This window comes from Streptomyces sp. NBC_00631 (assembly GCF_045206895.1).
Lineage (GTDB): Bacteria > Actinomycetota > Actinomycetes > Streptomycetales > Streptomycetaceae > Streptomyces.
Genome location: NZ_CP107734.1, coordinates 6,030,228 through 6,047,840 on the forward strand (window position 1 = coordinate 6,030,228; position 17,613 = coordinate 6,047,840).

Below are 17,613 nucleotides of genomic sequence, written 5' to 3' on the forward strand. Positions count from 1 at the left end.
TGCTCGGGTTACTTCACCGGCTCCGGCTCCGGAGCGCTCTCCTGCTCCGCCTCGCCCGCCGGGTCCACCGGGGTCCGGACCGAGTCGAGGAGCAGCTGGGCCACGTCAACCACCTGGATGGACTCCTTGGCCTTGCCGCCCGCGGCGGACCCGCTGTCGGCTGCAGCCTTCTTGCCGTTGACGGAGTCCGTGAGCATCACGAGGCAGAAGGGGCAGGCGGTCGAAATGATGTCGGGATTGAGGGAAAGGGCCTCGTCGACGCGCTCGTTGTTGATGCGCTTGCCGATCCGCTCCTCCATCCACATCCGGGCGCCACCGGCGCCACAGCAGAAGCCGCGCTCCTTGTGGCGGTGCATCTCCTCGTTGCGCAGACCCGGGACCTTGCCGATGATCTCGCGCGGGGGCGTGTAGATCTTGTTGTGGCGGCCCAGGTAGCAGGGGTCGTGGTAGGTGACGATGCCCTCGACCGGGGTGACCGGGACCAGCTTGCCCTCGTCCACCAGGTGCTGGAGCAGCTGGGTGTGGTGGATGACCTCGTAGTCGCCGCCGAGCTGCGGGTACTCGTTGCCGATGGTGTTGAGGCAGTGCGGGCAGGTGGCGACGATCTTCTTGGCGGACCTGGGCTTCTTCGACTCGGGCGTGACCTTGCCGTCGTCGTCCAGCTCCTCGCCGAACGCCGTGTTCAGCGCCATGACGTTCTCCATGCCGAGCTCCTGGAACAGGGGCTCGTTGCCCAGGCGGCGGGCGGAGTCGCCGGTGCACTTCTCGTCGCCACCCATGATCGCGAACTTGACGCCCGCGATGTGGAGGAGTTCCGCGAAGGCCTTGGTGGTCTTCTTGGCGCGGTCCTCGAGCGAGCCCGCGCAGCCGACCCAGTACAGGTACTCGACCTCGGTGAGGTCCTCGATGTCCTTGCCGACGACCGGGACCTCGAAGTCGACCTCCTTGAGCCACTCCAGGCGCTGCTTCTTCGCCAGGCCCCAGGGGTTGCCCTTCTTCTCCAGGTTCTTGAGCATCGTGCCCGCCTCGGACGGGAACGCGGACTCGATCATCACCTGGTAGCGGCGCATGTCGACGATGTGGTCGACGTGCTCGATGTCCACCGGGCACTGCTCGACGCAGGCGCCGCAGGTGGTGCAGGACCACAGGACGTCCGGGTCGATGACGCCGTTCTCCTCGGCGGTGCCGATCAGCGGCCGCTCGGCCTCCGCGAGGGCCGCGGCGGGCACCTGGGCGAGCTGCTGCTCTGAGCCCTTCTCCTCGCCCTCGGCGGTCTTGCCGCCGCCGGCCAGCAGGTAGGGCGCCTTGGCGTGCGCGTTGTCCCGCAGGGACATGATCAGCAGCTTCGGGGAGAGCGGCTTGCCGGTGTTCCAGGCCGGGCACTGCGACTGGCAGCGACCGCACTCGGTGCAGGTCGAGAAGTCGAGGAGGCCCTTCCAGGAGAACTGCTCCACCTGCGAGACGCCGAAGACGTCGTCCTCGCCCGGGTCGGTGAAGTCGATCGGCTTGCCGCCCGAGGTCATCGGGAGCAGCGCGCCCAGCGAGGTCTCACCCGTCGCGTTCCGCTTGAACCAGATGTTCGGGAAGGCGAGGAAGCGGTGCCAGGCGACGCCCATGTCGGTCTTGAGGGCGACCACGATCATCCAGATGAAGGAGGTCGCGATCTTCAGGCCGGCGAAGAAGTAGGTGAGGTTCTGGAGCGTGGAGACGTCCATGCCCCGGAACCAGGACACCACCGGGTACGAGATGAAGAACGACGCCTCGTAGGAGTCCACGTGGTGCTGGGCGCCCTCCAGCGCGTGCAGTGTGAAGATGCAGACGCCGACGATCAGGATGACCGTCTCGACGAAGTACGCCTGGCCGAAGTTGGAGCCGGCGAAGCGGGACTTGCGGCCCGGCCGGTTCGGCTTGCTCAGCTGGCGGATCGCGATCAGCACCAGGATGCCGAGCACCGTCATGGTGCCGATGAACTCGACGAAGACGTTGTACGGCGCCCAGTCACCGATGACCGGCAGGATCCAGTCGGCCTGGAACAACTGGCCGACGGCGTTGACGATCGTCAGGAGAAGAGAGAAGAAGCCGACCGCGACGAACCAGTGCGCCACGCCCACGATGCCCCAGCGGTTCATCCGGGTGTGGCCGAGGAACTCCCTGACCACCGTGACGGTCCGCTGGACGGGCTCGTCGGTACGGGTGCCGGCGGGCACGCTCTGGCCGAGCCGCATGAAGTTGTAGATCTGCAGGATGGCGCGGGCGAACAACGCCACACCAACCACGATCAGAACCAGCGACACGATGATCGCGGCGAGTTGCATGGGGGCTCCTCGGGCCTGCGAGGGGTCTCTTCGGGTCTCTTTCGCAGAGGGTTCCCGAAATTACTAAGCGGTAACTTATGCAGTCGGTTCGAGACTACCCGCATCTTTACTCGCACTGTAGCCAGGTGCGGGGTGATCTGGATCGCTGAGGGGTGCCTGGGTGGTACGCCCGAACCGGATCGTGTTATTCGTACATAATGGTTACATTCAGGTCTAATTTGGACCTGTGCTCTACGGGATCGTCGCCGCCACCACCGCCTTCCTGCTCGCCGCCTTCCTCGCCGCGCTGGTCCGGCCGTGTGCCCTGCGGCTCGGGCTCGTCGACCGGAGGCGGGCGCGGCGGGTGCCCGCGCTGGGTGGCCTCGCCGTGGTCGGCGCCACCTGCCTGGTCGCCTTCGCCGGCGACTGGACCGGCGTCGCCCCGCTCGGCACCGGCGTCGGGGAGCTGCTGGCCGCCGGGGGAGCCGTGGCGCTGCTCGGGGTCGTCGCCGACGTGTGGCGGCTCAAGACGCGGTTCCTGCTCGTCGGTACGGCGGTGGCGGCCGCCTGCGTGGTGCCGTACGGCGAGTTCGGGGTGGCCGGCGGGCTGCTCGGCGCCGGGTGGATCGCCTTCGTCGCCGTCGCCTTCAAGGGGCTCGACCACGCGGACGGACTGGCCGGGACCGTCGGGGTGGTGACCGCCTTCGGGGCCGGGGCCTGTGCCGCCGCGGAGGTGATGGACGGGCTCGCCGCGCTGCTGAGCGTGCTCGCGGCGGCGCTCACCGGGTTCCTGATGCACAACTGGGCTCCCGCGCGGATCGCCCTCGGTGCCACCGGCTCGCTGTTCACCGGGTTCGTGCTCGCCGCGGCCGCGCTCGTCACCCGGACCGGATACGACCCCGCCGCCAGCGCGGGCGTGCTGTTCGCGCTCACCGCCGTCGCGAGCGCCGACGTCCTGCTCGTCGTGCTGTCACGGCTGCTCGCCGGGCGGCCGGTACTGCGGCGCGGGCCCGACCATCTCGCGCACCGGCTGCGGCGCCTCGGGCTCACCTCGCAGGGGGCGACCGTCGTCCTCGGTGTCGCGTCCTTCGCGGGGGTGCTCGTCGCGGTGCTCGTGCACGGCGGCTGGGTCGGCCGGACCGGCGCCACCTGCGTCGCCTGCGTCACCTTCAGTCTTGTGCTGCTACTCCTTCGGGTTCCCGTGTACGGGCCCCGACCCACCGTATCGACCCAGGTCAGCGGGCACTTGCGTGTAAGGAACGGATAAGACTTGAGTCCGCTCCACTCAGGTCTGTTGACCCAGGGCGAGGCTTCATGCACACTTGAGTCCGTTCCACTCAAGTCAGCTGGAGGAAATCACCATGGCACGTGCGGTCGGCATCGACCTGGGCACGACTAACTCCGTCGTCAGCGTTCTTGAAGGCGGCGAGCCCACCGTCATCACCAACGCCGAGGGTGCCCGGACCACGCCGTCCGTCGTCGCCTTCGCGAAGAACGGCGAGGTACTCGTCGGCGAGGTGGCCAAGCGTCAGGCGGTCACCAACGTGGACCGGACGATCCGGTCCGTGAAGCGTCACATGGGCACCGACTGGAAGATCCAGCTGGACGGGAAGGACTTCAACCCGCAGCAGATCTCCGCGTTCATCCTGCAGAAGCTGAAGCGGGACGCCGAGGCCTACCTGGGCGAGAAGGTGACCGACGCGGTCATCACCGTCCCGGCGTACTTCAACGACTCCGAGCGCCAGGCGACCAAGGAGGCCGGCGAGATCGCGGGCCTGAACGTCCTGCGCATCGTCAACGAGCCCACCGCCGCCGCGCTGGCGTACGGCCTCGACAAGGACGACCAGACGATCCTCGTCTTCGACCTCGGTGGCGGCACCTTCGACGTGTCCCTCCTGGAGATCGGCGACGGCGTCGTCGAGGTGAAGGCCACCAACGGCGACAACCACCTCGGCGGTGACGACTGGGACCAGCGCGTCGTCGACTACCTGGTCAAGCAGTTCGCGGCCGGCCACGGCGTGGACCTCGGCAAGGACAAGATGGCCCTGCAGCGCCTCCGCGAGGCCGCCGAGAAGGCCAAGATCGAGCTGTCGTCCTCCACGGAGACCTCGATCAACCTGCCCTACATCACCGCCTCCGCCGAGGGCCCCCTGCACCTCGACGAGAAGCTCACCCGCGCCCAGTTCCAGCAGCTGACCGCGGACCTCCTGGAGCGCTGCAAGACGCCGTTCCACAACGTCATCAAGGACGCCGGCATCCAGCTCGGCGAGATCGACCACGTCGTTCTCGTCGGCGGCTCCACCCGCATGCCCGCCGTCGCCGAGCTCGTCAAGGAGCTGACCGGCGGCAAGGACGCCAACAAGGGCGTCAACCCGGACGAGGTCGTCGCCATCGGCGCCGCCCTCCAGGCCGGTGTCCTCAAGGGTGAGGTCAAGGACGTCCTGCTCCTCGACGTGACCCCGCTGTCCCTCGGTATCGAGACCAAGGGCGGCATCATGACCAAGCTCATCGAGCGGAACACCACGATCCCGACCAAGCGGTCCGAGATCTTCACCACCGCCGAGGACAACCAGCCGTCCGTCCAGATCCAGGTCTACCAGGGCGAGCGCGAGATCGCGGCGTACAACAAGAAGCTCGGCATGTTCGAGCTGACCGGTCTGCCGCCGGCCCCGCGCGGTGTCCCGCAGATCGAGGTCGCCTTCGACATCGACGCCAACGGCATCATGCACGTGACCGCGAAGGACCTCGGCACGGGCAAGGAGCAGAAGATGACCGTCACCGGCGGCTCCTCGCTGCCGAAGGACGAGGTCGACCGGATGCGCCAGGAGGCCGAGCAGTACGCGGAGGAGGACCACCGCCGCCGCGAGGCCGCCGAGACCCGCAACCAGGGCGAGCAGCTCGTCTACCAGACCGAGAAGTTCCTCAAGGACAACGAGGACAAGGTCCCGGGCGAGATCAAGACCGAGGTCGAGGAGTCCCTCACCGAGCTGAAGGAGAAGCTCAAGGGCGAGGACACCGCCGAGATCCGCACCGCCACCGAGAAGGTCGCGGCCGTCTCCCAGAAGCTGGGCCAGGCCATGTACGCCGACGCCCAGGCCTCGGGGGCCACCGCCGGCGCCACGCCTGCCGGTGACGCCGCCGACGACGTGGTGGACGCCGAGATCGTCGACGACGAGCGCAAGGACGGTGCCGCGTGACGGAGGAGACCCCGGGCTTCGAAGAGAAGCCCGACGTCCCCTCCGGCGCCACCCCCGACGACGCCGAGCCGAAGGCCGCTCCCGCACAGGGGGCGGCCCCGGCCGGGGACTCAAGCGCACAGCTCGCCGGCCTGACGGCACAGCTGGACCAGGTACGCACCGCGCTCGGTGAGCGCACCGCGGACCTCCAGCGCCTGCAGGCCGAGTACCAGAACTACCGCCGCCGCGTGGAGCGGGACCGGATCACGGTCCGGGAGATCGCCATCGCGAACCTCCTGACGGAACTCCTGCCCGTGCTCGACGACATCGGCCGCGCCCGGGAACACGGCGAACTGGTCGGCGGTTTCAAGTCGGTGGCCGAGTCGCTGGAGACGGTCGCGGCGAAGATGGGCCTGCAGCAGTTCGGCAAGGAGGGCGAGCCCTTCGACCCGACGATCCACGAGGCGCTGATGCACAGCTACGCGCCGGACGTCACCGAGACGACGTGCGTGGCGATCCTGCAGCCCGGGTATCGCATCGGCGAGCGCACCATCCGCCCCGCGCGGGTGGCGGTCGCCGAACCGCAGCCGGGGGCGGCGCCGGCGAAGGCCGAGGGGACCGACGAGGCCCCCGCGGCGGGAGACGAGAAGGACAACGGCCCTGAGGAGGGCTGAAGTCGTAGGTAACACGTGGAAGGAGGGGCGTCGGGGATGAGCACCAAGGACTTCATCGAGAAGGACTACTACAAGGTCCTCGGCGTCCCCAAGGACGCCACCGAGGCCGAGATCAAGAAGGCGTACCGGAAACTCGCCCGCGAGTTCCACCCGGACGCCAACAAGGGCAACGCCAGGGCCGAGGAGCGCTTCAAGGAGATCTCCGAGGCGAACGACATACTCGGCGACCCCAAGAAGCGCAAGGAGTACGACGAGGCGCGCGCCCTCTTCGGCAACGGCGGCTTCCGCCCCGGGCCGGGCGCGGGCGGCGGCAACTTCAACTTCGACCTGGGCGACCTCTTCGGGGGCAACGCCCAGGGCGGGGGCGGCGGCGGTTTCGGCGGCGGTTTCGGTGACGTCCTGGGGGGCCTGTTCAACCGGGGCGGCGGCACGGCCGGCCGGACCCAGCCGCGGCGCGGCCAGGACATCGAGTCCGAGGTCACGCTCAGTTTCACGGAGGCCATCGAGGGCGCCACGGTCCCGCTGCGGATGTCCTCGCAGGCCCCCTGCAAGGCCTGTTCGGGCACCGGCGACAAGAACGGCACCCCCCGGGTGTGCCCGACCTGTGTCGGCACCGGCCAGGTGGCGCGAGGATCCGGAGGCGGCTTCTCGCTCACCGACCCCTGCCCGGACTGCAAGGGCCGCGGCCTGATCGCCGAGCACCCCTGCCTGGACTGCAAGGGCAGCGGCCGCGCCAAGTCGTCGCGCACCATGCAGGTCCGCATCCCGGCCGGGGTGACCGACGGCCAGCGCATCCGGCTGCGCGGCAAGGGCGCACCGGGCGAACGCGGCGGTCCCGCGGGCGACCTGTACGTGGGTGTCCACGTGGACACCCACCCGGTGTTCGGCCGCAAGGACGACAACCTCACGGTGACCGTCCCGGTGACCTTCACCGAGGCGGCGCTCGGCGGCGAGGTCAGGGTGCCCACCCTCGGCGGCCCGCCGGTCACCCTGAAGCTGCCCCCGGGCACGCCCAACGGCCGCACCATGCGCGCCCGTGGCAAGGGCGCGGTCCGTAAGGACGGCACCCGCGGCGACCTGCTGGTCACCGTCGAGGTGAGTGTCCCGAAGGACCTGCCGGGGAAGGCTCGTGACGCACTGGAGGCGTATCGCGAGGCGACCGCGGGCGAGGACCCGCGGGCCGAGCTGTTCGAGGCCGCGAAGGGAGCATGACAGAGATGGACGGCCGTCGACGCAACCCGTACGAACTGACCGAGGAGACCCCGGTCTACGTCATCTCGGTGGCGGCCCAGCTCTCCGGCCTGCACCCGCAGACCCTTCGCCAGTACGACCGCCTCGGCCTGGTCTCCCCGGACCGCACGGCCGGGCGGGGCCGGCGCTACTCGGCCCGCGACATCGAACTGCTCCGTCAGGTGCAGGCGCTGTCGCAGGACGAGGGCATCAACCTGGCCGGCATCAAGCGCATCATCGAACTGGAGAACCAGGTCATCGCGCTCCAGCAGCGGGTCGCCGAACTCCAGGCGGCGGTCGACGGTGCGGCGGCCGCGATGCAGCAGCGCGAGGCCGCGGTCCACGCCTCCTACCGCCGCGACCTGGTCCCGTACCAGGAGGTCCAGCAGACCAGCGCGCTGGTGGTGTGGCGGCCGAAGAAGGCCAAGGACTAGCAGTACCCGCGCACAGCAGGGGCCCCGGCCGGCAGGCCGGGGCCCCTGCTCGTGTCCACGGCAGATGCGGTAGACCGCTTACCGCTTCAGGTCGGGTTCGGTGTTGTCGTCCCGGTCCAGCTCGACGCCGTACTCGGTGGCCGTCGCGGTCAGCCCGGTCACCTGGGCGGGCGGCTCGTCCGGGACCAGTGTGGTGACGGTCGCGGTATTGGAGAGCGAGGACACCTGGGGCCACTGCACGTTCGCCACCGCGTAGTGGTACGTCGTGCCCTCCTCGGCCGGGAGGTCGCCGCGGCTGTACCGGCGGGACCCGTCGGAGAGGGTGGTGAAGCTGGTCGTACAGGTGACCCACTGGGCCGTCGAGGTGTTCACGGGCAGCGTGGTCGAGCGGTAGACCCGGAACTCGCCGTACGGGGCGTCCTGGGGCTTCGTCGTCCACTGGAGGGTGGCGCTGCCGATGCCCGCGGTCGCCGTGAGCTCGCGGGGCGCGGCCAGCGGGCGGGTCACCGCCTGGAGGTCGGTGAACGGCGACACGTGGCCGGAGCCGTCCACGGACGCGACCCGGTACTTGACGGTCTCGCCCCGTGTGAGCGTGTCGTCGGTGAGGCTCACCGTGTAGGCGAGGTCCCAGGACTTGGTGACGGTGCCGTAGAAGTCGGTCCGCTCCACCCGGTACTTCACCGCGGCGTGCACACCCGACCAGCTCAGCTCGGCGCCGGTGTCGGTGGCGGACGCGGCGAACCGGGCGGGTGTCTGCAGCACGGTGCTGGTGACCAGGGCGTCGGCGGTGCCGGTCGACTCGTTGCCGGCCTTGTCGTAGGCGCGGATCTCGTAGTAGTAGAGGGCACCGGTCGCGGGCGGGGCGTCGGTCAGGGACGTCGCCGTCGTCGTCCCCGCCTTCGTCCAGCTCAGCCTCGTCGTGTTGGCGTCGCTGTCGTAGGACACCAGCGGATCCAGCGGGGTGAGCGGCTTGACCTTGTCGACGGCGGCCGAAGTCCTCGGGGCGTACGTGAACTTGACCCTGGCGGCGCCGGTGAAGTCGGCGTAGTCGACGCGGAGGGTGTGCCTGCCCTTGGGGGCGGTCACGTTGACGGTCTTGCTCACCGACTTGGCGGTGTTCTTCCACGGGTCGATCCTGACGCCGTCGACGTATACGCGGATCCCGTCGACGCCGGACGCGGCGAGGGCGAAGGGGCCGCCGGAGCCGAAGTCGCGGGTGACGGTCCAGCGGACGCCGAAGTTGTCCTTGGGCAGTCCGGAGGCGGGGGCGCCGGTCCAGCTCTCGTCGACCAGGGTGTCGCACGCCGTCTTCTTCGGGGTGCCCTTGAACGTGGTGTTCGCGAACAACTCCCGCTTGTGGACGGGGGAGGCGCAGGTCGTGGCGGCCGAGGCGGTCACGGCGGCGCCGCCGAGCAGGGTGCCGGTCGTGGCGAACACCACGGCGACGGCCGCGGTGCCTCTGGCTGAGTTCATTCGATCCCCTGGTCGTATGGCCGCGCCGGGGGCGGCTGTCGTCGATCACGACTCGTGAGGAAACGACGTGGTTGTACCGATCTTTGCCTTCTCGTGAACTCCCTTTGGATGGAGGGTCCGTAAAGAGTGTTTGGAGGGGGTTCCGCCAGCCCTTCACAGGGGCAGCGGAGCGTGGTGTTGCGCACTCGTTAAGTAGTTCCGCTTGACGCCGGGTGTGGCGTACGCGTTGGCTTTTCAGACATCTGGGCCGCAATACAGCCCCACGTTCGGAACGCACCTGAAGTGAGCCCCCGTATGCGTCGTATAGCCATGTCCGTGGCCGCGTCCACGATGACCCTCTCGCTCGCCGGCTGCGGCGTGCTCAACGCGACGGGATCGTCGACCACCGCGACTCCGACCAAGGGCAACGACATCACGGTGGGTGTGCTGATGCCGGACAAGATCAACACCCGGTACACCAACTTCGACTACCCGATCATGAAGTCGAAGATCGCCGAGCTCACGAACAAGCAGGGCCAGGTCGACTACCAGAACGCCGCGTCGTCCGCCCCCACGCAGACGAAGCAGATGCAGAAGATGATCGACGACAAGGTCGACGTGATCATCCTGGACTCGGTCGACTCGCACGCCATCGCCGACACGGTGAAGAAGGCCAAGGACGCCGGCATCCCGGTCATCGCCTACGACCGCCTCGCCGAGGGTCCCATCGACGCCTACGTCTCCTTCGACAACGAGCTGGTCGGCGAGGTCCAGGCCCGTACCCTCCTTGAGGGCCTCGGCAGCAACGTCGACACCTCCGACAAGGTCGTCATGGTCAACGGCTCGCCGACCGACCCCAACGCCAAGCAGTTCAAGACGGGCGCCGTGTCCGAGCTGACCGGCAAGGTGACGATCGCGGACTCGTACGACACCAAGGACTGGGACCCGGTGATGGCCCAGAAGGAGGTCACCACGGCGATCAACAAGATCGGCAGGGACAACATCGCCGCCGTCTACTCCGCCAACGACGCCATGGCGGGCGGCGTCGTCAAGGCCCTCAAGGCGGCGGGCGTCACCAGCATGCCGCCGATCACCGGCCAGGACGCGGACCTCGACGCCATCCAGCGGATCCTCAGCGGCGAGCAGTACATGACCGTCTACAAGCCGTACCCCGACGAGGCCACCGCCGCCGCCGAGATGGCCGTCTACAAGGTGCAGGGCAAGGACATCCAGTTCGACGCCCTCACCCAGGACACCGTCGACAGCCCGACCACCAAGGACATCCCGTCCCAGCTGGTGCAGGTCAACGCCGTCACCAAGAGCAAGATCAAGGACACCGTCGTCGCGGACGGCATCTACAAGGTCTCCCAGATCTGCACCGCCGCCTACAAGACGGCCTGCGCGGAGGCCGGCCTCAAGTAGGCCCTGCCGACAGCCCCCGTTCCCCAGACGGGGAACGGGGCTGCTGTACTCGCGCCCAAAGGGCGGGGTCTCACTTACCGGCGCTCGCAGGGTGCCTCCCCCAGAAGGGGGGACCCCCAGCGGCACGACTGTCCGCGGCTGGAAAGGGGCGCCGGCTACAGCGCCCCGTAAGGGGCGCGGGGAACTGCGCGACCAGCCCCCACCGGCCCGCAGGCGACTGCGCGACCAGCCCCCACCGGCCCGCGGTCGACGTGACTACGCGACCCTCGTGAACTCCACGGTCACCTCCGGAGCTCCGCCCGGAACCCCCCGGTAGATCCCCTTGTGCGGCGTGACGTCGTCGTAGTCCCGGCCCCGGCCCACCACCACGTGGTCCTCCCCGGCCCGCACCCGGTTCGTCGGGTCGTACCCGCACCACTCCCCGGCCCAGTACTCGATCCACGCGTGGCTCTCCCCGGCCACCGGCCGGTTCAGCTCGGCCTCCCGCTCCGGGTGCAGGTACCCGGAGACGTACCGGGCCGGCAGCCCCAGCCCCCGCAGCAGGGCGATCGTGAGATGGGTGATGTCCTGGCAGACGCCTGCCCGCTGCGCCCACGCCTGAGCGGGGGACGTGTTCACCCCGGTCGTCCCCGGAAGGTACGCCACCCGGTCGGCGACCATCCCGGAGACGGCCACCGCGGCCTCGTGCGGCCCCAGCCCCGCCGCCGCGCCCCGCGCCTTCTTCACCAGCTTCCCCGGCACCGACGTACGTCCCGTCGGCGTCACGAACTCCAGCAGCCGTGACCCCGCCGCCCGTTCGGCCAGCTCCGGCCACCCCGGCGCGGCCGGCAGCGGCCCCGGCGCCGCCGTCTCCACCAGGCTGGACGCGGTGATCGTCAGATCCTCGTGCGGCTCCAGCAGGTCGAAGCCGGTGACCTGGGTGCCCCAGTAGTCCCAGTACGACCAGACGGCGGTGGCCGGCTGCACCGTGACCCGCGCGTCCAGCGTGGTCTGCCCCGGCAGGGTCAGCGGGGTCATCCGGACCTCGTTGTGCGAGGAGGCCGCGGGCTGTGCGTAGGAGACCCGGGTGGTGTGCCGGATGCGGAGGCGACGAGCCATCTCAGGCTCCTTCCTGGGCCCACTGAACGGGCCCCTGGTACGGGAAGAACCGCTCCGCCACCGCGTCGGCGGACGCCACGCAGGCCTGCTGGAGGTCCCGCAGCAGGACGGGCAGCTGCTCCTCCAGAGCGGCGGTTTCCAGGTATTCGAGGCGGGTACGGGCCCGGCCGACGGGGGAGCGGGCCGGATCCTGGCGGGGCCGGCCGAGCGCGGCCAGGCACTCCTCGGCCGTGGTCAGCGCGTGCAGCGCCGAACGCGGGAAGTCCCGGTCCAGCAGCAGGAACTCGGCCACTCGCGGGGTGTCCCCGAACCCGCTGTGCACCCGCGCGTACGCCTCGTCGGCGCCGCTCGCGCTGAGCAGCGTCGGCCAGTCCGGCGCGTGCGCCGCGTCCAGCACGCGCACGGAGAGCAGTCGTACGGTCATGTCCACCCGCTCCAGGCTCCGCCCGAGGACGACGAACCGCCAGCTGTCGTCCCGGCTCATGGTGGAGTCGGCCAGCCCGAAGAAGAGCGCGGCCCGGCTGCGGACCAGCTCCAGGTAGGCGTAGGGGCCGGTGCGGCGGGCCGCGCGCCGCTGGTCGCCGAGGGCGTGCCAGGTGGAGTTGAGGCACTCCCACATCTCCGAGGAGACGGCCTCGCGGGCGCTGCGCGCGTTCAGCCGGGCGGCACCCAGCGCGCCCTCGATGGAGCACGTGGAGCGGGCGTCGAAGGCGAGCTGGTCCAGCACCTGCTGCATGTCCACCTGTTCCGCGCCGGCGTCCACACCGAGGATCGCGTACAGCGACCGGCAGGCCACGTCCTCGTCGCGCCAGGGGTCCTCCAGCAGCCGGTGCAGATAGGCGTCGAGGATCCGGCCGGTGGCGTCCGCCCGTTCGACGTACCGCCCGGTCCAGGTCAGCGACTCGGCGATACGGGAGAGGATCACGTCGTTCACTGCTGTTGCGCTCCTTCCGGTACCACGGCACGGGTCCCGTCGGGGCCGAGGCGGCGCGGGACGATCGCGGGGATGGCGCCCGTGCCGGCCGGCACGGTGCGCTCGGCGGGGCCCTCGGCGAGCACCCAGGTGTCCTTGGAGCCGCCGCCCTGGCTGGAGTTGACGATCAGGTTGCCCTCCTGGAGGGCGACCCGGGTGAGGCCGCCGGGCAGTACCCAGATGTCGTCGCCGTCGTTCACGGCGAACGGCCGCAGGTCAATGTGGCGCGGTGCCATCCGTTCACCCGAGAGGGTGGGGGAGGTGGAGAGGGCGACCGGACGCTGGGCGATGAAGCCGCGCGGGTCGGCGGCGACGGCTTTGCGAGTGCGTTCCAGAGTCTTCTTGTCGGCCTTCGGGCCGATCACGATGCCCTGCCCGCCGGCCCCGTCGACGGGCTTCACCACCAGCTGGTCCAGCTGGTCGAGGACCGCCGCCAACTGACCCGGCTCATCAGGGCGGTAGGACTCGACATTGGGGAGGACCGGCTCCTCGCCGAGGTAGTAGCGGATCAGGTCCGGGACGTAGGTGTAGAGGAGTTTGTCGTCGGCGATGCCGTTCCCCACGGCGTTCGCGAGTGTGACGTTCCCGGCCATGGCGGCGCCCAGGATGCCGGGGCAGCCGATCACCGAGTCGGGCCGGAAGTGCAGCGGATCGAGGAAGTCGTCGTCGAGGCGCCGGTACACCACGTGCACGGGCACCTCGCCGCGCGTCGTCCGCATCCACACCCGGTTGCTCCGGCAGACCAGGTCGTGCCCCTCCACCAGCTGCACGCCCATCAGGCGGGCGAGCAGGGCGTGTTCGAAGTAGGCCGCGTTGCTGGGCCCGGGGGTGAGGACGACGACCCGGGGATCGCTCGCCGCACCGCCGGGCGCTGCGGCGCGCAGGGCGGCGAGGAGCCGCCCCGCGTACCCGTCCACCGGGAGCACATGCTGCTCGGTGAAGAGCGAGGGGAAGACCCGGGTCATCGCCCGCCGGTTCTCGATGACGTACGACACCCCGCTCGGCACCCGCACGTTGTCCTCAAGCACCCGGAACGCGCCGGCCTCGTCCCGGACCAGGTCGATTCCGGCCACATGGATGCGCACCCCACCGGGCGGCTCCACCGCGTGCGCCGCCCGGTGGAAGTGCGGCGAGCCCAGCAGCAGCCGCCAGGGCACCACGCCGTCCTCGAAGGCCCGCGCGGGTCCGTAGGCGTCGGCCAGATAGGCCTCCAGGGCCCGGACCCGCTGGGCCACGCCTCTTCGTATGAGATCCCATTCCAGGGCGTCGAGGATTCTCGGCACCAGGTCCAGTGGCCAGGGCCGTTCCTCGCCCGCGAAGGCGTAGGTCACCCCTCGGTCGGTGAAGGCCCGGGCCATCTGGTCGGCCCGGAACCGCAGTTCACTCGGTTCGATCGGCTGGAGCGCCGCCAGTACCGGCTCATAGGCGGTCCTGACCTCACCCGGCCGCACAAACATCTCGTCCCACGCGTCGGCCAGCGCGTACGCGTCGAATATGTCCGCCATGCAGGGACGTTAGAGCGGGTACGTAACGCGGCGATCACCGGCGGATTTCGGGGATTCGCCTGGTCCGCCGCGTCACGTGCCCGCGAGCGGCCCTCCCGGCAACGCGCCTCCCCCGCGGACGCGTTCCCCGGGGCCCCGGCCCGTACGGGGGTGCCGGTCCGGGGCCCTTTCGGGTGTCCGGCGAACACCCGTGGGAAGCGACTCCAACGATGCTCCCGGTGCCCTCCCGCCGCCACCGTCATCTTGTTGCAACGGGGGCTGCGGAGGCCTGACGATACGCGGTCGTACCGGTGCATTACGACGCCCGGTGGGAGGGGAGCCGTGTTGCGGACCCGGTCCGGACCGCTCATAGTTGCGCTGCGGAAGAGGCAGCAAATCGGGGGTGGAATGGGCGATGGCCGGGCACGGGACGGAGGAGCATCCACACGGTGCCGACCGGCTCTGCGCCGTCGGGGACCGCGTGTACTCCCGGGCCGTGCGCCGGGGCCGGGTGCCGCGCACGGACGCCGACGCGGTGCCCTGCCTGCTGGAACTGGCGCTGCTCCACCCCGACCCCGATGACATGGACTGGCTGGTGCCGACCGCCCCGCAGGAGGTCATGACCCGGCTGCTGCGCGGCGTGTACGACGAGGTGACGGGCAGTCAGCGACGGGTGGGGTCGGCGGTCGCGGCGTTCGAGTGGTATGCCGGTCTGGGAAGCCAGGTACAGGCCGTGTCGGCCGCCGCGGAGGGCACGGCGGCCATCAGGGTGCTCGACGGGCTGTCACGGATCCAGGCGGCCATGGACGAGGCGACCCAGGCGTGCACGCAGGAGGTGCTGACCGTGCAGCCGGGCGGTATCCGCCGCGAGTCGGAGCTGACCGAGGGGCTGCACCGGGCCGTCGCCCTGCGCGGCCGGGGCGTGCGGATGCGCGACCTGTACACGCATGTCGCGCGGCACGGCCAGGGCCTGCTCAACTACCTGGAGCTGATGGGCGACGCGGTCGAGGCCCGCACGCTCGACGAGGTCATCGACCGCCTCATCCTCTTCGACCGCACGGTGGCGTTCATCCCCGCGAACGCGGACCGCACGATGGCCCTGGAGCTGCGCCACCCCGCGCTCGTCGAGTACTTCGTCACGGTCTTCGAGCGCCTGTGGCGCCTCGCGATCCCGCTCACCGCCCCGCTCCCCGACACCGGCATCGAGGGCATCTCGCACCGCGAGCAGTCCATCGCGGCGCTCCTGGCGGAGGGCCACCAGGACGCGGTGATCGCCGAACGCCTCGGCATCAGCGTCCGCACCTGCCGCGCCCACATCGCCCGCCTCTCCGAGACCCTCGGCGCGGCCAGCCGTACCCAACTGGGCGTGCGGATAGCGCAGGTGGGCCTGGACGGCCCACCGGGCGGCACGAGCGCGGCCCGGGCCGCGATCAGCCTTCCTGATCAAGGATCCCCGAGCGTCCGATGAGGTAGCCGAGCTGGGCCCGGCTCTCGCTGCCGAGGGTGGTGGCGAGCTTGGCGATGTGGTCGCGGGCGGTGCGGATGTTCATGCCGAGGCGGTCGGCGATGACGGCGTCGGTGTGGCCTTCGACGAGGAGGGCGGCGATGGCCCGCCGGCGGGGAGTGATGCCTGGTTGATCCGGCGGGTGCCGCTGAGCAGCCGCGGGTCAGGGGGGCCGTCGTCGCGTCGGGCCGGCGTTCGGCCCGGGTCAGCGGCGCGAGGGGTTCGACCAGCTGTTCGGTGCGCCGCCATTCGCCGGCGATGCGCGCCCGCGGCCCGGACAGCAGCCGTGCGGGGCGACGACCGGGGCGACGGGCTCCAGCCGGGCGGCGTCGTCCGGCGCCGGGCGCAGCGGTCCCAGGCCGGTGAGACAGGGGGCGTCGGTGGCGTCCGGGGCGGCCATGTGGCCCTCCCGGAGGGCACTTTCGTGGAGTCTCGTCCCCGCGGGGCACAGGTCCTCGGCGCCGTGCTCGGTGTGCGGGGCGGAGGTCACGGGGCGCCGCTCTCCTCGGGAAGCGTCTGGTCCAGGATCCCGGACTGGGCGATCAGGTAGCCGAGTTGTGCGCGGCTGCCGCTGCCGAGCACCTGCGCCAGTTTGGCGATGTGCGCTCGGCAGGTGCGGACGTTCATGCCCAGCCGGCGCGCGATGGCCTCGTCCACATGGCCCTCGACGAGCAGCTTCGCGATGGAGTGCTGGATCTCGGTGATCCCGTGCGACGCGACCTCGTAGTGCCCGCCCGTGCTCAGCGGGACCGAGCGGTTCCACATGAACTCGAAGACCCTGATGAGGTAGCGCACCAGGCCCGGCTGGCGCAGTTCCAGGGCGACCTGCTGGTCGTCGCGGATCGGGATGAAGGCGACCGTCTCGTCGCAGATGATGAGCCGCTCCACGAGTTCGTCGATGGTGCGGTACTCCGCCTTGCCGTCGGCGAGATGGGCGGCGTACGCCAGCTTCTCCGGGCTGTAGCGTGCGGTGTGCTGGTACAGGGTCCGGATCCGGACACCCCGTTCGTTCAGCGGCCGGTCCCGTTCCAGGGCCCGCTGCATGCTCTGGTCGGAGAGGCGGTCGCTCGGCTGGATCGTGAGCACCTCGGTCTGGCACTGCTCGGTGGCGAGATTGAGCGCGGCGTTGATCCGCTCGCTGCCCTCCAGGACGGTGACCGAGTCGCTGTTCGTCATGGTGGGGACGCCCAGTGCCATGAAAGGCTCGAAGGCGGAGGCGAGTTGCGTGGACAGCCGGCGGCGCTCCGTGATCTCGCGCTCGATCGGGCCGAGCCGGTGGACCAGGGCGAGTGCCGGGGGGACCGGCAGCAGCCAGTTCGGGTCGCCCGGATCCGGCTGGAGCAGAGCGAACTCCATCAGACAGGGCGCGTCCGCGACATCCGTGCGGGCGACGCGTCCCGCACGCAGCGCGGCGGCATACAGACGGCTGCCTTCCTCGCACAGATCCGCCATAGCATGGGGATGTGTCGCTTTCGCCCTATTTGCCACTGAATCTCCACCCCCCAGGGTCCTGAACATGCAGGAACATGATGCACCGATCGTGTGGCCATGACGTGCCCGAATGAGCCATCGTCTTATCCGAACGGGGGAAGAGGGGACCTTCAAGTGAGGACGAAGCCGAACATGCGCAAGAAAATGCTTCGCTCGGTGCTGGTGGCCGCCTTCTCCGTCGTAGCGCTTGGCGGCGTGTTGGGCGGCCTGTCCGACGCGAAGGGTGATGTCCAAGCCAACACGGGCTGGCCCAACACCGTAGAGGCCATCAACACCGGCTGGCCGAGCGTGGTGGCGACGGACACAGCTGACAGCAGCACCACCGATGGGCTTGTCTCGACCGATGGAGCCGGGAGCTGAAGTGACCACCCCACCCGACGA

14 protein-coding genes and 2 pseudogenes are annotated in these 17,613 nt (G+C 70.1%); 8 read left to right on the plus strand and 8 right to left on the minus strand.

Going from position 1 to position 17,613, the window contains the following annotated elements; all coding sequences use genetic code 11:
• Positions 1–8: 8 nt before the first annotated feature.
• Positions 9–2,315 (minus strand): heterodisulfide reductase-related iron-sulfur binding cluster, encoded by a 2,307-nt coding sequence (locus tag OHB00_RS27705; protein ID WP_406438564.1) that lies wholly within the window; start codon positions 2,313–2,315, stop codon positions 9–11.
• A 226-nt stretch (positions 2,316–2,541) separates the two neighbouring features.
• On the opposite strand from OHB00_RS27705, the gene OHB00_RS27710 reads away from it, so the two are divergent.
• From OHB00_RS27710 to OHB00_RS27730, 5 genes are all read left to right on the plus strand, one after another.
• Entirely contained in the window at positions 2,542–3,561 is a 1,020-nt protein-coding gene (locus tag OHB00_RS27710; protein WP_406438566.1) for an MraY family glycosyltransferase, read from the plus strand.
• Between the two features lie 94 nt (positions 3,562–3,655).
• Entirely contained in the window at positions 3,656–5,491 is a 1,836-nt protein-coding gene (gene dnaK / locus OHB00_RS27715; RefSeq protein WP_406438568.1) for a molecular chaperone DnaK, read from the plus strand.
• Entirely contained in the window at positions 5,488–6,144 is a 657-nt protein-coding gene (gene grpE / locus OHB00_RS27720) for a nucleotide exchange factor GrpE (RefSeq protein WP_406438570.1), read from the plus strand. The genes dnaK and grpE overlap by 4 nt, the downstream gene beginning before the upstream one ends.
• A gap of 36 nt (positions 6,145–6,180) precedes the next feature.
• The gene (dnaJ, locus tag OHB00_RS27725) at positions 6,181–7,356 is read left to right on the plus strand and encodes a molecular chaperone DnaJ (RefSeq protein ID WP_406438571.1); all 1,176 of its coding nucleotides are present in this window, start codon (positions 6,181–6,183) and stop codon (positions 7,354–7,356) included.
• A gap of 5 nt (positions 7,357–7,361) precedes the next feature.
• Complete coding sequence (locus OHB00_RS27730) at positions 7,362–7,808, plus strand: heat shock protein transcriptional repressor HspR (RefSeq protein WP_089100113.1); 447 nt, start codon at positions 7,362–7,364, stop codon at positions 7,806–7,808.
• A gap of 744 nt (positions 7,809–8,552) precedes the next feature.
• Here the strand turns inward: OHB00_RS27730 and OHB00_RS27735 are convergent.
• A pseudogene (locus OHB00_RS27735) lies at positions 8,553–9,281 on the minus strand (PA14 domain-containing protein); the annotation flags it as partial.
• Between the two features lie 294 nt (positions 9,282–9,575).
• Between OHB00_RS27735 and OHB00_RS27740 the strand changes: the two are divergent.
• Positions 9,576–10,682, plus strand: a complete 1,107-nt coding sequence (locus tag OHB00_RS27740; RefSeq protein ID WP_406438573.1) for a sugar ABC transporter substrate-binding protein — start codon at positions 9,576–9,578, stop codon at positions 10,680–10,682.
• 255 nt (positions 10,683–10,937) lie between these two features.
• On the opposite strand, the gene OHB00_RS27745 is transcribed toward OHB00_RS27740, so the two are convergent.
• Genes OHB00_RS27745 through OHB00_RS27755 form a run of 3 tightly spaced genes read right to left on the minus strand, consistent with a single transcriptional unit; the run spans position 10,938 to position 14,258 of the window.
• Positions 10,938–11,780 carry a transglutaminase N-terminal domain-containing protein gene (locus OHB00_RS27745; RefSeq protein WP_406438575.1) on the minus strand — a complete coding sequence of 281 codons (843 nt, stop codon included), beginning with the start codon at positions 11,778–11,780 and terminating at the stop codon, positions 10,938–10,940.
• A 1-nt stretch (position 11,781) separates the two neighbouring features.
• Entirely contained in the window at positions 11,782–12,714 is a 933-nt protein-coding gene (locus OHB00_RS27750; protein ID WP_406438577.1) for an alpha-E domain-containing protein, read from the minus strand.
• A complete protein-coding gene (locus tag OHB00_RS27755) occupies positions 12,711–14,258 on the minus strand; it encodes a circularly permuted type 2 ATP-grasp protein (protein WP_406438579.1) in 1,548 nt (515 codons plus the stop codon). The genes OHB00_RS27750 and OHB00_RS27755 overlap by 4 nt, the downstream gene beginning before the upstream one ends.
• Before the next feature lie 394 nt (positions 14,259–14,652).
• Between OHB00_RS27755 and OHB00_RS27760 the strand changes: the two genes are divergently transcribed.
• The gene (locus OHB00_RS27760; protein ID WP_406438581.1) at positions 14,653–15,705 is read left to right on the plus strand and encodes a LuxR C-terminal-related transcriptional regulator; all 1,053 of its coding nucleotides are present in this window, start codon (positions 14,653–14,655) and stop codon (positions 15,703–15,705) included.
• On the opposite strand, the pseudogene OHB00_RS27765 reads toward OHB00_RS27760, so the two are convergent.
• The 3 genes and pseudogenes from OHB00_RS27765 to OHB00_RS27775 all read right to left on the minus strand — a co-directional run.
• Positions 15,668–15,874 (minus strand): annotated as a pseudogene (locus OHB00_RS27765) (helix-turn-helix domain-containing protein); the annotation flags it as partial. The gene OHB00_RS27760 and the pseudogene OHB00_RS27765 sit on opposite strands and share 38 nt — an antisense overlap.
• A 72-nt stretch (positions 15,875–15,946) precedes the next feature.
• Positions 15,947–16,231, minus strand: coding sequence for a hypothetical protein (locus OHB00_RS27770; RefSeq protein ID WP_406438583.1), 285 nt, complete (start codon positions 16,229–16,231; stop codon positions 15,947–15,949).
• Entirely contained in the window at positions 16,228–17,193 is a 966-nt protein-coding gene (locus tag OHB00_RS27775; RefSeq protein ID WP_406438585.1) for a helix-turn-helix transcriptional regulator, read from the minus strand. Before OHB00_RS27775 ends, OHB00_RS27770 begins: the two co-directional genes overlap by 4 nt.
• Positions 17,194–17,364: 171 nt before the next feature.
• Here OHB00_RS27775 and OHB00_RS27780 point away from each other — a divergent pair, with 171 nt between their 5' ends.
• Positions 17,365–17,592 carry a hypothetical protein gene (locus tag OHB00_RS27780; RefSeq protein ID WP_406438587.1) on the plus strand — a complete coding sequence of 76 codons (228 nt, stop codon included), beginning with the start codon at positions 17,365–17,367 and terminating at the stop codon, positions 17,590–17,592.
• The last annotated feature ends 21 nt before the right edge of the window (positions 17,593–17,613 follow it).

Excerpts from the sequence above, each read along its gene's own strand:
- OHB00_RS27705 (WP_406438564.1), bottom strand. The coding sequence starts at position 2,315 with ATGCAACTCGCCGCGATCATCGTGTCGCTGGTTCTGATCGTGGTTGGT.
- dnaK (WP_406438568.1), top strand. The coding sequence starts at position 3,656 with ATGGCACGTGCGGTCGGCATCGACCTGGGCACGACTAACTCCGTCGTC.
- dnaJ (WP_406438571.1), top strand. The coding sequence starts at position 6,181 with ATGAGCACCAAGGACTTCATCGAGAAGGACTACTACAAGGTCCTCGGC.
- OHB00_RS27730 (WP_089100113.1), top strand. The coding sequence starts at position 7,362 with ATGGACGGCCGTCGACGCAACCCGTACGAACTGACCGAGGAGACCCCG.
- OHB00_RS27740 (WP_406438573.1), top strand. The coding sequence starts at position 9,576 with ATGCGTCGTATAGCCATGTCCGTGGCCGCGTCCACGATGACCCTCTCG.
- OHB00_RS27745 (WP_406438575.1), bottom strand. The coding sequence starts at position 11,780 with ATGGCTCGTCGCCTCCGCATCCGGCACACCACCCGGGTCTCCTACGCA.
- OHB00_RS27755 (WP_406438579.1), bottom strand. The coding sequence starts at position 14,258 with ATGGCGGACATATTCGACGCGTACGCGCTGGCCGACGCGTGGGACGAG.
- OHB00_RS27760 (WP_406438581.1), top strand. The coding sequence starts at position 14,653 with ATGGCCGGGCACGGGACGGAGGAGCATCCACACGGTGCCGACCGGCTC.
- OHB00_RS27775 (WP_406438585.1), bottom strand. The coding sequence starts at position 17,193 with ATGGCGGATCTGTGCGAGGAAGGCAGCCGTCTGTATGCCGCCGCGCTG.
- OHB00_RS27780 (WP_406438587.1), top strand. The coding sequence starts at position 17,365 with ATGCGCAAGAAAATGCTTCGCTCGGTGCTGGTGGCCGCCTTCTCCGTC.